At 61.3% G+C, this 14662-nt stretch carries 11 protein-coding genes and 2 pseudogenes; 7 read left to right on the top strand and 6 right to left on the bottom strand.

The genetic code is table 11. The features are described 5' to 3' along the window. Positions 1-12 precede the first annotated feature (12 nt). The 3 genes and pseudogenes from EJA05_RS09570 to EJA05_RS09580 form a co-directional block, all read right to left on the bottom strand. Positions 13-381, bottom strand: a pseudogene (locus EJA05_RS09570) (IS3 family transposase); the annotation flags it as partial. Further along, positions 378-1234 (bottom strand): IS5 family transposase gene (locus EJA05_RS09575; RefSeq protein WP_190305981.1). Its coding sequence is split into 2 segments (ribosomal slippage): positions 378-886 and positions 886-1234, totalling 858 coding nucleotides; the frame shifts between segments, so codons are not numbered across the junction. The pseudogene EJA05_RS09570 and the gene EJA05_RS09575, both read right to left, overlap by 4 nt. A 90-nt stretch (positions 1235-1324) precedes the next feature. Next, positions 1325-1707: pseudogene (locus tag EJA05_RS09580) on the bottom strand (IS5 family transposase); the annotation flags it as partial. Between the two features lie 613 nt (positions 1708-2320). Here EJA05_RS09580 and EJA05_RS09585 point away from each other — a divergent pair. Both EJA05_RS09585 and EJA05_RS09590 read left to right on the top strand, forming a co-directional pair. Further along, positions 2321-3025 carry a hypothetical protein gene (locus EJA05_RS09585; RefSeq protein ID WP_125858066.1) on the top strand — a complete coding sequence of 235 codons (705 nt, stop codon included), beginning with the start codon at positions 2321-2323 and terminating at the stop codon, positions 3023-3025. Beyond that, on the top strand, positions 3025-3957 hold the full coding sequence (locus EJA05_RS09590) for a M48 family metalloprotease (protein ID WP_125858067.1): 933 nt from the start codon (positions 3025-3027) through the stop codon (positions 3955-3957). The genes EJA05_RS09585 and EJA05_RS09590 overlap by 1 nt, the downstream gene beginning before the upstream one ends. 95 nt (positions 3958-4052) lie before the next feature. On the opposite strand, the gene EJA05_RS09595 is transcribed toward EJA05_RS09590, so the two are convergent. From EJA05_RS09595 to EJA05_RS09605, 3 genes are all read right to left on the bottom strand, one after another. Then, positions 4053-4760: a hypothetical protein gene (locus EJA05_RS09595; RefSeq protein ID WP_125858068.1), complete on the bottom strand. Its 708-nt coding sequence runs from the start codon at positions 4758-4760 to the stop codon at positions 4053-4055. Positions 4761-4834: 74 nt separating this feature from the next. Continuing rightward, entirely contained in the window at positions 4835-5308 is a 474-nt protein-coding gene (locus EJA05_RS09600; protein ID WP_125858069.1) for a hypothetical protein, read from the bottom strand. A gap of 50 nt (positions 5309-5358) precedes the next feature. Next, positions 5359-7986: a trypsin-like peptidase domain-containing protein gene (locus EJA05_RS09605; protein WP_125858070.1), complete on the bottom strand. Its 2628-nt coding sequence runs from the start codon at positions 7984-7986 to the stop codon at positions 5359-5361. Positions 7987-8395: 409 nt separating this feature from the next. Between EJA05_RS09605 and EJA05_RS09610 the strand changes: the two genes are divergently transcribed. The 5 genes from EJA05_RS09610 (at position 8396) to EJA05_RS09630 (ending at position 14656) form a co-directional block, all read left to right on the top strand. Further along, the gene (locus EJA05_RS09610; RefSeq protein WP_125858071.1) at positions 8396-9910 is read left to right on the top strand and encodes an OmpA family protein; all 1515 of its coding nucleotides are present in this window, start codon (positions 8396-8398) and stop codon (positions 9908-9910) included. 12 nt (positions 9911-9922) lie between these two features. Next, the gene (locus EJA05_RS28175; RefSeq protein ID WP_190306044.1) at positions 9923-11776 is read left to right on the top strand and encodes a hypothetical protein; all 1854 of its coding nucleotides are present in this window, start codon (positions 9923-9925) and stop codon (positions 11774-11776) included. Positions 11777-11851: 75 nt separating this feature from the next. Then, on the top strand, positions 11852-12685 hold the full coding sequence (locus EJA05_RS09620; protein ID WP_223811896.1) for a hypothetical protein: 834 nt from the start codon (positions 11852-11854) through the stop codon (positions 12683-12685). Between the two features lie 317 nt (positions 12686-13002). Continuing rightward, positions 13003-13350, top strand: coding sequence for a metalloregulator ArsR/SmtB family transcription factor (locus tag EJA05_RS09625; protein ID WP_125858072.1), 348 nt, complete (start codon positions 13003-13005; stop codon positions 13348-13350). 22 nt (positions 13351-13372) lie between these two features. Beyond that, positions 13373-14656 carry an arsenic transporter gene (locus EJA05_RS09630; RefSeq protein ID WP_125858073.1) on the top strand — a complete coding sequence of 428 codons (1284 nt, stop codon included), beginning with the start codon at positions 13373-13375 and terminating at the stop codon, positions 14654-14656. The last annotated feature ends 6 nt before the right edge of the window (positions 14657-14662 follow it).

Here is a 14662-nt window from a genome sequence, read left to right on the forward strand (position 1 = left end):
GCCCCTGGTTTCCTAGACACTCTCCAAGCTCAGGAAATAGCGTTTCTCATACTCTACTGGAGACAGCTGCATAGCACTGCTGTGTCGACGCTTGGGGTTATAGAACATCTCGATGTAATCGAAAATATCACTTCGGGCTTCGTCACGCGTTGCGTAGATCTTTCGTCGGATTCGCTCCCGCTTCAAAAGCTGGAAAAAGCTCTCGGCTACGGCATTGTCGTGGCAGTTTCCCCGTCGGCTCATGCTGCTGATCACATTGTTGGCCTTCAGGAAGCTTTGCCAATCTGAGCTACTGAACTGACTGCCTTGGTCTGAGTGAATCATCACTTGCTGCTGTGGCTTGCGTCGCCACACGGCCATCAGCATGGCGTCGATGGCTAGGCTCTGTCTGAAAAAAGCCGTCGCATACACCGCATGACGCAAGCCAGCGAGACCATTGCGGCATAACTTTTTGCGAGCTTGTCGAAGCGCGTGACGATTCGGCGGTTCTCTTTTAGCCAGCCGAACATGCGTTCGATGATGTTGCGCTGTCGATATTTGGGGCGATCAAACAGTCTCGGCAAGCCGGGTTTGGGCTTGCGTTTCATTGAGCGCAGCGGAATGACCGGCTGCATCCGATATCGATCGCAGTAACGGCGCAAGGCCTCGGCGTCGTAGCCTTTGTCAGCCAGCAACCATTTGCATCGTTTGCGTGGACGACCACGCTGGTTTGTCGGGATGCTGACATCATCAAGCAACGGCTGGGCATAGCTGATGTCGCTGGCTTGGCCGCCAGAGAGAAGGAAGCGCAACGGTATCCCGTTGGCGTCGCAGAGCATATGGATTTTGGTTGTCAGGCCGCCGCGACTGCGGCCTAGAGCGTGATCGGCAGGCTCGTCAGGCCCCCTTTTTTCCGCGCTCCAGATGAAGCACGGGTTGCTCGAACAGCGGTCGAATCGATCATCCAGGTGTGGGGATCGATCAAGCCTTTGTCATTGAGTCTGAGGTGCAATCGTCTGAGCATCTGATCGAATGTTCCGCGGTTTCGCCAGAGTCGGAAGCGGTGATAGACCGTTGCCCAAGACCCGAAGCGCTCGGGCATATCTCGCCAGGCTGCTCCTGAGCAGAGCACCCAGAGCACACCATCGAGCATCAAACGATCACTGCTGCGGGGCCTGCCCCTGACGTGGGCCGCCGTAAAGAGGTCGGCGACCACTGCCCACGCTTCATCCGAGAGTTCATAACGCTTTGCCATCACAGAATTCCTTTCCGTAGATGGCCGGCGACTGTACAGAACCCAGGCTGTTCCGAGGCCACATTTCAGTTTCTTAGGATTTCAGACAGAGCCTAGAGCGTGATCGGCAGGCTCGTCAGGCCCCCTTTTTTCCGCGCTCCAAATGAAGCACGGGTTGCTCGAACAGCGGTCGAATCGATCCTCCAGGTGTGGGGATCGATCAAGCCTTTGTCATTGAGTCTGAGGTGCAATCGTCTGAGCATCTGATCGAATGCTCCGCGGTTTCGCCAGAGTCGGAAGCGATGATAGACCGTTACCCAAGACCCGAAGCGCTCGGGCATATCTCGCCAGGCTGCTCCTGAGCAGAGCACCCAGAGCACACCATCGAGCATCAAGCGATCACTGCTGCGGGGCCTGCCCCTGACGTGGGCCGCCGTAAAGAGGTCGGCGACCACTGCCCACGCTTCATCCGAGAGTTCATAACGCTTTGCCATCACAGAATTCCTTTCCGTAGATAGCCGGCGACTGTTCAGAACCCAGGCTGTTCCGAGGCCACATTTCAGTTTCTTGGGATTTCAGACAGAGCCTAGGCATTGCCTTTGGTGCAGTGATCGTAATTATATTTCCTGGAATCGGCGGAATCATGCTAGGTGGCTCATCAGGCTTGCTCTTAGCATTGGCTCACTTTCTTGCTAACAAGAACGTTCGTATGCCGCCGATAGAGCCGCATTCGCATTAGATGGTGGAGCTCTAACTTCCTTAAAACTGCCCCGCGACTACCACGATAGATTTCATTGTAAGAACCATTCGCCAGTAGGTGATCGCAATACTAGTCTTGATTTTAATTCTCTCGTTTTCGCCCGCAGTCGTCATCGCCCAGCGTCTGCTCCTGACTCGCCCCCACCCCATAGGTCATGAAACCCTCGCGAACACGCTGGCCACGCCACAAAGCGCGCATGAGCGTCTGAACGATGTAAGCTCCACCACCAATACAAATGCCCCATAAATCACCACAAGTTATAACGCTTATTGAAAAACATATAAAAACAATAAATACTTTAGTTTGACTATGGCTATAGTGAACTCAGGTAATCCGGAAAAACCAAAATGCCAACTCATAAAGCAATAGGCGCCTCACTTTTTTTTGTCGTACTCAACGCGCTGGGATCTGACGCATTAGAACTACCTCAATACATGTTCAGTGGTAGAGTTTTGGAGCGTTTGCTGATAGTGATATTCGGCGGCGCCGCCTTATACTGGGGGTACAAATTATTTAGCATCACCACCTCAGAAGCTGGGAAATTAATAGCTCAAAGAGGAGAGTGGAAGTTTCAACTGTCACAAGTTGGCCCGGGAGTATTCTTTGCGCTATTCGGCGCCTCAATATTAGTATATGCACTTAGCGCGGCGCCGCGCTTCATCCAAAATGCTCACACTGACAACGACGACGAAGGTTCAGCTAAAGTTTCTGTGTATGGAGCCACGCCAGCAGTAGCAGCACCCCCATCCACAAAACTAGATTATCTAATCACGCTTACCACATTGAAAAGAGAGGTTGTCGAAATTCTTCCACCTGCTGACCTAGCAAAGTCCAAGAGCATCCAAAAACTATTCTCAAACTTAGAGCCAGTTAGAAGAGACCTACTCGATGGAGCACTGAATGCTGCTGGACGATATTCCGAGTGGAGCCACCTTAATGATCTCAGGATGACTGATCCATTGAGTTTTAGCGAAAAATTAAATAATGATAAAAAGCTAAAGCAGAGATTTGAGGAGTCAGATGACCTCCTAACAAGAGTCAGAGACCAATAATGCAAACCTTCACCAAGATTATCTCAATTATAGTATTGAGCTTCTGCACTCTTACCAACGGCTTAGCATATGACCTAACTTGGTATCAGCAAAGCACCAAAACCGTTCTCAAAAATGCAAGGAAACTCATCGAGCCCACCCTCCCTCCCAACGAGAGAGCGATCGCCAACAGCATAACCTACAAGGTAAGTTCGAGCCCAGGTATTGGCGCATTCGCAGCATTCGACGACAACGAAAGAATCATAATAATAAGCGCTGGAACCATTCAAATTATCGACTGGATACAAGATCTTTTAACAATGGAGGCGGAACTTGACAAGCCAGGCTGCTACTCCGAATTTCTGATCTACCTCAATGAGATAATGGAAACAAACGCGCTCAGAATATCCAACCACCTGCCTCCTCAACCCGCCATGTCGCCCCTGGTATACTCCGCGCACACTGACGGTGCCTGTTCCGGGGTCACAATCGAAGACTTTCAGGAGTTAGATAACTTTAATTACTACAAAGCAAAAGCCATAGAGGCCAGCATCATGTTCATGTATCTTCATGAGCTTGGCCACCATGTATTGAATCACGTAAAAAACAAACATATTCAGGAGCCCGAAAATCTCGCCATGAGTCGCAGCAAAGAAAATGCAGCCGATCAATACGCCATAGTCACCGCACTTCATGCCAACTACAATTTAGTAGCGGCCGCCCCTTGGAACTATTTCATGGCAGCTTTTGGAGGGGGCTCACTTGAAGCCGAAAAAAAATCAGACCATCCACTTGGGGTAAAAAGAGTTTTAAGTATATATGATAACGCGATAATTTATTACACTGACAACCCCGGCGCATGGAAAGACCCGACAACCTACGATGATTTAATGGCTGGTTTAAAAAAACAGCGCGACCTCATTAAAGAGCAGATCAACAACATAGAACCTTGATACATCCCCGACCTAACTTATAGATACATTTGTGTGTTCACCCGCAACTGCGAGGCCTGCGCTTCGGAGAAACGCCCACGGGCACCTCGACGCGGTCATATCTGCCTGTCCAGCCACCCCTGAACCCGCGGGCAACCGTACTCGAGGGCTTTAAACTGATACGCAAACTTCACGTTTTTGTCTTTGGCGTCTGCATCAACCAGCACATCGCGCATGGCGAAATACAGATTCGCCCTGAAGGCCGGTTCATCAAGTTGCATTACCACGGTGGGCATTGGCCGAGCCTGCGAGCAGTACTCAAGGATGGTCGGCTGCGGATAGTAGCGCGCATAAGGCCCGGGCATTTCCGGCAAGGCCTTGACCTGCGCAATGTACTCGGGTGTGTCGATATCGCTCAGGCAGTTCACGCGCATTTGCAGCGCCGCAGGCGTGAAGCCGCGATTGAGGCTCGATTTGAACAACCCGCATATCTTGGCACGCTGCCCCTGGCCGTCCAGGACACCGAGCAACTGCGCCAAGCGATACTCAGCGGCTGGGTTGCCGGCAGCGATGGCGGCCTCCAGCAGCGTATTGGCGCTGGGTAGATGCTGCTGTGTGTAATCGACGAACGCCTGCCTGGACGCTTCATTCATTCGGCCGTCTGGCCCGCGTCGATTCACCAGTTCCATCATTCTGCGGTCAATCTCGTCGAGAATCGGCACCGCTTGCCGATACTCCGCTTCACCGGGAAGCAGCGTTGCGGGTTGGGCGTGCGCCTGGAGGCTGAGGCAGGTAAACAGCAGAGGCGTGAGCAGGCGTCTCATGACAAAAAGTGGCATCCGTGGCGATTGGCGTCGAGAGGCGCGAGTCTAGCAAGAAAGCGCCAAGCGCAGGCCCCTCACGCCCTGCCTCGTACTTCGTAGGAAACCGTGATCTGCGGTTCGCGCAGCGCCCAGACCGTTTCGGCAAAGTCGCCGATCATCTCGGCCTGCGCTTCGAGGGTCATCTCGACCGCTTCAAGGCATACAAGATGGCCGGGGGACCAATCGAGCAGTTTGCACTGGGGGTATCTGGCCATTAGCGCGGCCAAGGCCTGTTGCGGCGGTTGCCTGCTGCTATACGCGAAGTCGAAGTACGGGGCCATGTCCGGGAACTGGTAGAGCAGCACCCACGCAGGTGCCGGGCCAGCGAACCATAACGTGACGGCGCGATGCGCCCATTGCGCGCCACCGTTGGCTACGAGCGAAAGGGAGTCGATGATCGACCGGCACTCGGGTATGAGTGTCATGCAGTCAGCTTCGAACCTGCGCACGGGCACCGGGGTATCGGCCAGGCTGGCAAGCATCGCAGCACGTCGTGCTTTTCGGTTCATGGTAGGGCCTTGAGGTTGAGTGGTTGCATTCGGTCGGGGTGATGGGCCTGTCACATCCAGTCCAGCGGTGCCCCCGACCTGACCCACGCCTTCACCCCGCCGCGGTACCAATACACCTGGCGGTAGCCCAGGGCAATGGCGCGCACCGCGCTGTTATAGCTCATCCAGCATTGTGGGTGGTGGCCATAGAACACCAGCGCACGCGCCTTGTCACCGTGGGTCAACGCTTGCAGGTCGTTGGCCAGGCGTTGCTGGGTCTGGTCGCTGAAGGCGCCGCCCTCGGCGCCGTAGTGCAGGTCGATGGCACCGGGAATGCCGGTACTGGCGCCTATGGCGGCAATCACTACGGGCGGCTTGGGCGTAGCAAGTTCACGGGTGAGCGCTGCCGTCGTGATTAGTTGGCCACCGGGAATGCGGATGGGGGTGTCGCTGCCAAGGCTCGGTCCGGCATGCAGCACGCTGGTGGGTTCGACATCCGTGGCCAACGATTCTTCCTTGGCCACTGTCTCGGCGGGCTCACCGTAGCGGCTTTGGTAGAACGCATTGAACCCCGGGCCACTGGCCTTGAGGTTCATGAACTGCCGGGCAACGGCGTCCACCCGGCCATCGTTCCCCACGTGGAACAGATCGCCGCCAACGATGACGCGTCGCGAGCCCGGCATCACCAGGGTGTCGTCGCGCCTGGCCATTTGCTGCAAATCGACCGGCTCGCCATAGCGCAGGTTCGCGCCACTGGCGCGCAGCACCGCCTTGTTGCAGGTGGCTGCGCAAGCCAGGCGGGCTTCATCGACGGGCCCGATCGCCTTGAAGCCGTCCTCTGGCGGCGTGGTCCAGAAACCCAGCTTGTCGGGGGCATCCCGCCGTGGCCCTTGGCCGGCCTGCTGGCGCAGGGTTTCGATCAGCGCCAGGCTCAGGGTCGAGCGGTCGAAATACAGGCTCTCGACCCGCTCGCGGTAGGCCCGTGCCACCGTCGAAACCCCGGGGTTGTCCTTGTCGGCCTGCTGCGCCGGCCGGAAGTAGGCCGCCTTGTCCAACGCCTGCTGGCGGTTGCCCAGCAACGGCACCTCCACGTCCTGGTAGGCCTTGTACATCAGGGCCCTGAAGCGGCTGTCGGTGAACAGGGTCTTGCGGTGGGTGCCTTCGAAGCCATCGTCCACGCCGGCGTGCACGCCCAGCAGTTCGAAACGGGCGTTGCCGGAGTTCCACACCAGCAGAGGCCCGCCAGAGTCGCCGAACCAGATGTTGCAGTAGTGGTTGAACAGGATGGTCCGTTGCTGGGCGTTGTAGCTGTGCCGGCTGATGTCCAGGGTGCACTGCTTGAGTGAGGGCGCGACGAAGCCCAGCCTGGCCATGGACAGCTTGAACAGGTCGCCGGGGTAGCCGATGGCGGCGACTTGCAGTTGCGCCGAGCGGGCGGCGTCGAAGCTGTCGGCGAAGGCCAGCGGCGTCACCGGCGTGGCGGGCGCCTTGCGCAGGCGCAGGAGGGCCCAGTCCGCGCCGCCCTTGTGCTGGTAACTGACCAAAGTGGCCGGGATCACTTCCTTGTGCTCGGCCGAGCGCTCGAATATCACCTGCACCTTGCCTTTGCGGTCGGTCTTGTCGACGCAGTGGCCGGCGGTGACCACCAGGGTCGGCGTGCCCACCACGGCACCGCTGCAGCTGCCGTCTTGGGCTTTCACCTGCACCAGGGCGTCATAGGGCGGCTGGCTGAAATCGGTGATGAACCGGCGGTCTTCCTCGATACCGATACCTCGCCACAGCGAGGGTACGGGCATCAGGCCCACCGTGGGCAAGGGCAGGGGCGCAGGCTGGTCGAGGCTGGCCAGGTCCGTTTCGCGCAAATAACCCACCAGGCCATACACCGCCTGGCGGTCGGGACGCACCTGCGGTTGCCGGTCGAGAAAACGCGTTACCGAGGCTGTGTCGATGGGGTTGAGGTAGCCCAAGGTATCCGGGTAGGGGCCTTCGCTGGCTGCAATCACCGCCAGCCAGCCGGGCGCTTGGGCCGGGCGTGCATACACCAGGTGCCAGCGGCCGATGTCCTGGATCACCGGGGACGCGGGGTCGGGCTTGAGGCGAACCTGCAGCGGGCGCAGGCTCAGGTAGCGGGTGCCGGGCGCATGGCGCAGCCCCCAGGGGATATCCTGCCCGCTGTGCTCGGCGAGGTTGCCGAAAAACGTCTCGCCGCCATAGCGGTTGTCCCTGGGCTTGCCCTCGGGGGTGACGATGGCGGCGGCAATCTCGGCCCAGTGGCGCTTTTCGTCCAGCGTCCGGGCATCGTCCATCAAGCGCCAGGCGCGGCGGATATCGCCGCCGGCCACCGCCTTGCGGTACCAGGGCATGGCCAACGGGGCAAAGCTGTCGTGCAGGCAGGTGTCGAAGTAGGTGTCGCCGATCTGCACCATGGCGTCGGTGTCGCCTGCGTCGGCGCGGCGCAGCAGGGCGGGCAGGTTGCGCGCCTGTTCCACCCACTGGCGGGCCTTGGCGGCATCCGGCTCGGCACCTGGCTGGTCGATGAACAGGCAGCCGTAGCGCTGGGCAGCGGCTGGGTCGCCGGCTTCGGCCTGGGCGCGGAGGGTGCTCAGCGTTTGGTTGTCGACGGCGTCCACCGCAGCATGGGCGGGGCAGGCGAGGGCCAGGGCCAGCAATGGCCAACAGCGTCGGCATGGAAGGCTCACGGTGTACTCCAGCAGTCAGTCGCCTGGCTGGCCCGGTGGCGCCGGGCCAGTATCAGGCAATTATAGGTGCTGGCCTGGGCGCTCTCGGGTTGTCATCGCCAGCGTCAAGGTGCGCCTCTGCGGCAGTTTGACGCCGGTTTCTTGGACAAATCTTGTAATACAGGCAGTTTCATAGTAACTAGTGGCCCCTAGCCATGAAACGCCAGGAAAGGCAGCGTACCCGCGGGAATGGAGTCCCTGTCACCACTCCCCCCTTATCGCCCCGGCGAGCCTGCAAGCAGGCCCGTTGTCGGTGTGCGCACGCGCCTTTTTCAAGCGGGTTTACAAGGATGCTGCCGGGCACGGCGGCCAGGCATCCGGCACTGACGCTGAAAACGCCCGCTGCAGCGGGCAGCAAAGAGGAAGGGAAATGTTCGGCTCCAGCTTCATGCGGCCCACTGCGCTGGCCGCGGCGGTCGCGCTCGGATTGAGTGGTTGCGCCACCATCGACAAGACGCTCGGTGACAACTCCAATGGTTTCGCTTGCGGTGCTGGCGCGCTGGCCGGTGCCGTGATCGGCGGGGCGATCGTGGCGGCGGCGGGGGGCAACGGCAAGCAGATCGCAGCAGGCTCGGTGGCCGGCGGGGCAGTGGGCTGCGCCGCAGGCTATGCCTATAAGCAGCGAGTCGATCGGCTCAAGGCGGTCGCCGCCCAGGAAGGGCTGCAGGCGCAGGTGCGTGAAATCGAGGTGGTCGATGCCAGCACCGGCAAGAAGGCCTCGGTCGGCCTCGAGGCCCAGGTGCAGATGCAGGAGATGTTCCCCTCCGGCTCCGCCACCCTGACCGCCGATGGCACGCGCAAGCTCAGCGCCCTGGCCCGGGAGTTCGCCAACAACCGTGGCAAGGCCGAGCCCGGCAAACCGAGCAAGAAAGTGCTGGTGGTCGGGCACACCGACTCCACCGGCAGCGCCGAGCTGAACCAGCGTCTGTCCGAACAGCGCGCCCGTGCCGTGGGCGATATCCTCGCCAGCGCCGGTATCGCCCGCCAGGACATCTATTACCAGGGCGCCGGTGCCTCGCGCCCACTGGCCGACAACGCCAGTGACGCCGGGCGCGCGCAGAACCGCCGCGTCGAGTTCGTCGAGGTGGACAACGAGCAGGTGCTGGTCAAGCGGGTCAACGACGAGCGCAGCAACGCCAAGTACCTGGCCCACGGCACGGCGGCCCAGCCCAAGGTGAAGGCCCAGGCGCAGGGCAAGCAGGCCAAGGTCGCCAAGACCACCCGTGCGCCTGCGCCGGTGAATAACGACAAGGCGCCGACCTTGCCCGACCAGTCCGCAGCGGCGGTCATCGTGCAGCTCGATGGCAAGGGCGGCATCGACTTTGGCGGGGAGCCGGTCACCAGCACCCAGTCGGCACTGGCCTCGAACATCACGCCCAAAAGCTCGACCTTCTCGGTCATCAGCCCGGCCTACGCCAGCGCGCCGGTGACCTCGTGCGTGGGCGACCTGCCGCGGGTCGAGGGCGAGGTGAAGAACCTGGCTACCGGCGCCACCCTGAAGGACTACCGCACCAACGACTTCTTCCCTGGCCTCAACGGCCAGGTCTGGGGCAGCAAGGTCAATGGCCATGTGGCCACGGTCGGCCCGGTGGGCATCCTGCGCGACAACGCCCAGGTGGCGGTGGCGCCGAAGATGCAGTTCATCTCCGACTTCGCCAGCGGCTCGAAGAAGCAGAGCCCGGTGTACAGCTCGGTGGCCAACACCTACGAAGGTGAAACCCAGATCCTCTATCGGGTCTTCGCGGTGGACCAGAAGAAAACCCCCGTCACCTGCATGGACATCGTCTTCGACAAGCGTGCCGGTTCCGCCGTCGCCGGCGAGATCTACTACCCCAAACAGAACAACGCCTACGTCGCCCAGTTCAAACCCAAGCTTGCGCGCTAACAGGACCAACCAATGCTAGATGCCATCCGCACATTCTTTTCGCTTTACTGGCACATCGTGGTGCCGATCGTCACGACCCTGTTCCTGGCGATTCCGATCATCACTCACTGGTATGAGGTCCGTTACTGGTTGATGAAGCTGCGTATCGGCCTGCCATGGCTCGGCCGTGTCGCCCATTGGGTGAAGCACCCGGGCTCGCGTGAGGCGGCCGACCAGGAGTGCCCGAACGCCGTCGGTTTCTATGAGTCCGAGGCGCAGCTGTGCCGCCTCTACGAAACCTACTACCTCAACCACCAGCCGTCGGAAGCCAACTTCCGTCGCTGCCAGGACTACCTGGGCAAGATCGACGAAGACAACCGCCACGAGAAGGGCTTCAGCCTGTGGCTGCTGATCATCGTGCTGATGCTGATCGAGGCCAGTGCCTTCGGCTTCGCCCTGGCACCGTTCGCCCTGACCCTGGCCACCCCGAACACCGCCATCGCCGGTGCCTTCGCCATCGGCCTGGTGATCTCGATCATCGGCGTGTTCCTGTCCGAGTTCGCCGGCCGCCAGCTTTACCTCAACAACGTGGTAGCGAAGATTCTCGGCTACGAGAGCGTGCGCGCCTCGGGTGCCGACGGCGACATGGTGCGTACCCACCTGGTGACCCTCGACAATACCCACATCGATGATGGCAAGCCGCATTACCAGCAGATGCTCAATCGGGTGAAGCTGCCCAAGAACGGCGACAAGCCGGCCAAGCGCTTCGGCCTGGTCGTGGCCTATGGCGTGTTCATCCTGGGCCTGGCGATCGCGGCCTTCTGGGTGCGCACCGAAACTCTCAACGCCCAGGAAGCCGAGTTGATCGCCCATCCGCCGGCGGTGTCGCAAGCGGCCGATGACTTCCCGGCTGGCGCTGACGACAGCTTCCCGGTACCGAGCGACATGCAGGGTATCGCCAACGAGGCGGCGGGCAAGTCGGCGCAGGATCAGATCGACGCGCTGCACCGTGCTTCGCTGGTGACCTTCGCCGTGCTCAGCGGGCTGTTCATCTTCATCCAGCTCACCAGTACCTTCCTGGCCTACCGCTTCGGCTTCGCCGGCACCCACTCGCGGGTCGCCTGGGACCTGGTGCGCAAGTTCTCCAGCGCCGCCGATTTTGTGCGTTACCACGAAACCAAGGCGCGCGAAGTCGCCACCGACGCCCAGGATTCGCTGGGCAAGCTGCAGTCCCTGCAACTGAGCGTGTTCCGGGTCAGCGGCGACGACCGCGAGAAGCTGCGCAAGGACAACGCCAAGCGCACCTTCAGCGTATTCATCGCCGAGCAGGAAGCGCGCCGGGCGTTCCGCCGCAAGAAAGAGAACGCCGACAGCATGGCCAATGAAAGCCTCAAGGTGGTGGAGGCTTACATCATCAAGGCTACCGAAGACCTCAAGGCCGCCATCGCCGCCGATGACAACGCGCGCATCCAGGAGATCATCCGGGTTGCACGCCCACGCATCGCCCAGATGAACGACCCGCAGTTGCAGCAGTACCGCGATGCCTTCAATGGGCTGGTGACCATGTTCAGCGTGGATGTCAGCCAGTCGGCGGTGGCGGTGACCACTACCGCACCGGTCACCGTGACCGTCGCGCCAGCCCCTGCGCCAGTCGCCGCGCCAGCCCCGGTGGTGGAAGTGGCGGTCGCGCCTGCGCCGGTCGAGGCGGTTGCCCCGGCCCCCGCACCTGCCGTCGGCGGGTTCGACCCGCACCAGTACGGTGACCTGACCGAGTTCCACGAGGACGACCTGGCCTACGTGGCACAGCGCCTGGGGGCCGAGCTCGACACGCTCAAGCGTGCCCGCCGCCTGCAGATGCTGGACAAGCCCAACAGCCAGCCGGCCTGACCGGACTCACCGCCCGCCGAGGCGCTGCCCATAGCGCTAGCGCCTCGGCCCGGGCACACCCCCTTCGGAGGTACGATGAAACTCAAGCGCCTGCTGCTTGCCCTGATCCTTGCGCCGAGCGCCCTGATGGCGGCCGAGCGCAATGACCTGCCAAGCTGCTACACCCAGGCCCGGGTCGACGAGTTCCGCAGCGCCCCCTCGGGGCGCCTGCTCACCGTCGTGGTCGACCAGACCACGCCCTTGACCACTGACCTGCAACGCACTGCATGGGGGCACATCAAGCGCTTCCTGCAGCCGGGCGACAAGCTGCGCCTGTACTCGTTCAGCGCCTACCTGGACGGGCACTACACGCGCCTGCAATACGCCGCAGAGCTGGAAAAGCCCCTCGACGAGGCGGTGCTGGGCAATGTGCCGATGATGTCGGCACGCAAGCTGGACAACTGCCTCAAAGGCCAGTCGGCGCTGCTGTACCAGCGTTTCGGCAAGGCGTTCGCCGGGGTCATGGGCAAGTCCAGCTCGGACATTCCGCGCAGCGAGATCCTGTTCAGCCTCAAGGCGGTCGGCGAAGACCTGCAGAAGGCCGAAAACGTCAACGAGCACGTCATCCTGGTGATGTCGGACATGCTCGAATACAGCGACTTCGGCAGCTTCTACCAGGCCAACGGCATCCGCCAGATCGACCCCAACGTCGAGCTGGCCAAAGTGCAGAAGCAGAACCTGCTGGCCGATTTCGGCGGTGCGCGCATCTATGTGCACGGCGCGGCGTTCGTGCCGACCACGGCCAAGAACGGCTACCGCAGCGGCAAGATGATCCAGAACCTGGAAACCTTCTGGCGCGCCTACTTCGACAAGTCCAACGCAACCTTGCAAGGCTTTGGCAACCCGGAGCTGACCGCCACCCTGGAGTGATGGCACGGCTGTGCTGCGCGCCGCAGTCGCAATGGCTGCAGCACGCAGCACCTGGTGGCTGGCCGAATTCGAAAAATTACGGTCACAGGGCTGTGTTTTGTATATGGAAATCCGTATATTCGCATCTCCATATGTATTGCCCCTTCGCGGGTAAACCCGCTCCCACAGGTTCACCACAACCTTCAACATTGTGGTGAACCTGTGGGAGCGGGTTTACCCGCGAAGGGGCCGGCAGCGTCAAAAAAGAATCAAGCAGCCACTCCGGCATCCGCCGTCAGCCCCAGCTTTTCGATCGCACACTGCTCAAAGGTTTTGCCATGATCACCCCACCCGAGCTCTTCAAGAGCCTGGCGGACGAGACCCGCGCTCGCGCCACTTTGCTGATCGCCCAACTGGGCGAGCTGTGCGTCTGCGAACTGATGTGCGCCCTGGACGACAGCCAGCCCAAGATCAGCCGCCACCTCGCCCAGTTGCGCAGCAGCGGCCTGCTGCTGGATCGCCGCCAGGGCCAATGGGTGTACTACCGTCTCAATCCGCAATTGCCTGCCTGGGTGCACGAGGTGCTGCAGCTGACGCTGCAGGCCAATGCCGCGTGGCTGCAGGCCAACGCCACACGCCTGCAGAACATGCAAGAGCGCCCGGTGCGCACTGCCGCCTGCTGCTGAACACCTGCCAAGCGAGGTCCCCATGCTGGTCGCCGTTGCCGTCTTCGTTTTCACCCTCACCCTGGTCATCTGGCAGCCCAGGGGCCTTGGCGTTGGCTGGAGCGCCACGCTGGGCGCGATCATCGCCCTGGCCGTGGGCGCGGTCTCGCTGCAGGACATCCCTGTGGTGTGGGCCATCGTCTGGAATGCCACCGCCACCTTCATCGCGATCATCATCATCAGCCTGCTGCTGGACGAGGCGGGCTTCTTCGAGTGGGCAGCCCTGCATGTGGCGCGTTGGGCGAGGGGCAGTGTTCATCGCCTGTTCGCCTTTTGCATCCTGCTTGGCGCCGCCGTTTCGGCGCTGTTCGCCAACGATGGTGCGGCGCTGATCCTCACCCCCATCGTCATGTCGATGCTGATCGCGCTGCGGTTTTCCCCTGCAACTACCCTGGCGTTCGTCATGGCCGCCGGTTTCATTGCCGATACGGCCAGCCTGCCGCTGGTGGTGTCGAACCTGGTGAACATTGTCTCGGCCGACTACTTCGGCCTGGGTTTCGCCGACTACGCCGCGGTGATGGTGCCGGTGAACCTGGCCAGCATTGGCGCCACCTTGCTGGTGTTGTGGCTGTTCTTCCGCCGTGACCTGCCACAGCACTACCCGGCCGACACCTTGCCGGCGCCGAGCTCGGCGATACGTGACCCGGCCACCTTCGCCGTCGGTGGGGCGACGCTGCTGTTGCTGCTGGTCGGCCTGTTCGCCCTGGAGCCGCTGGGCATCCCGGTCAGCGTGGTGGCGAGCGTGTGCGCGGCGCTGCTGTTCGCGGTCGCCGCCCGTGGCCACCGCATCTCCACCCGCCGGGTACTGCGCGAGGCGCCCTGGCAGGTGGTGATCTTCTCCCTTGGCATGTACCTGGTGGTGTACGGGCTGAAGAACGCCGGCCTTACCGACCTGCTTGCCCGGCTGCTCGATCAGCTCGCCGCCCACGGCCTGTGGAGCGCCACCCTGGGCACCGGCCTGCTCGCGGCGCTGCTGTCGTCGGTGATGAACAACCTGCCCAGCGTGCTGATCGGGGCGCTGTCGATCCAGGCCAGCGGTGCCGAGGGCCTGGTGCGCGAGGCGATGATCTACGCCAACGTCATCGGCTGCGACCTCGGGCCGAAGATCACCCCCATCGGCAGCCTGGCCACGCTGCTGTGGCTGCACGTGCTGGCGCGCAAAGGCATGCGCATCAGCTGGGGTTACTACTTCAAGGTCGGCCTTGTGCTGACTTTGCCGGTACTGCTGATCACCCTGTCGGCCCTGGCGCTGCGCCTGAGCCTGTGACACCCA

It is taken from the genome of Pseudomonas oryziphila, from assembly GCF_003940825.1.
GTDB classification, from domain to species: domain Bacteria; phylum Pseudomonadota; class Gammaproteobacteria; order Pseudomonadales; family Pseudomonadaceae; genus Aquipseudomonas; species Aquipseudomonas sichuanensis.

What these genes read in the sequence shown, in the direction of transcription:
- EJA05_RS09585 (WP_125858066.1), top strand. Translation starts at nt 2,321, where the DNA reads ATGCCAACTCATAAAGCAATAGGCGCCTCACTTTTTTTTGTCGTACTC.
- EJA05_RS09610 (WP_125858071.1), top strand. Translation starts at nt 8,396, where the DNA reads ATGTTCGGCTCCAGCTTCATGCGGCCCACTGCGCTGGCCGCGGCGGTC.
- EJA05_RS09595 (WP_125858068.1), bottom strand. Translation starts at nt 4,760, where the DNA reads ATGAGACGCCTGCTCACGCCTCTGCTGTTTACCTGCCTCAGCCTCCAG.
- EJA05_RS28175 (WP_190306044.1), top strand. Translation starts at nt 9,923, where the DNA reads ATGCTAGATGCCATCCGCACATTCTTTTCGCTTTACTGGCACATCGTG.
- EJA05_RS09590 (WP_125858067.1), top strand. Translation starts at nt 3,025, where the DNA reads ATGCAAACCTTCACCAAGATTATCTCAATTATAGTATTGAGCTTCTGC.
- EJA05_RS09600 (WP_125858069.1), bottom strand. Translation starts at nt 5,308, where the DNA reads ATGAACCGAAAAGCACGACGTGCTGCGATGCTTGCCAGCCTGGCCGAT.
- EJA05_RS09620 (WP_223811896.1), top strand. Translation starts at nt 11,852, where the DNA reads ATGAAACTCAAGCGCCTGCTGCTTGCCCTGATCCTTGCGCCGAGCGCC.
- EJA05_RS09625 (WP_125858072.1), top strand. Translation starts at nt 13,003, where the DNA reads ATGATCACCCCACCCGAGCTCTTCAAGAGCCTGGCGGACGAGACCCGC.
- EJA05_RS09630 (WP_125858073.1), top strand. Translation starts at nt 13,373, where the DNA reads ATGCTGGTCGCCGTTGCCGTCTTCGTTTTCACCCTCACCCTGGTCATC.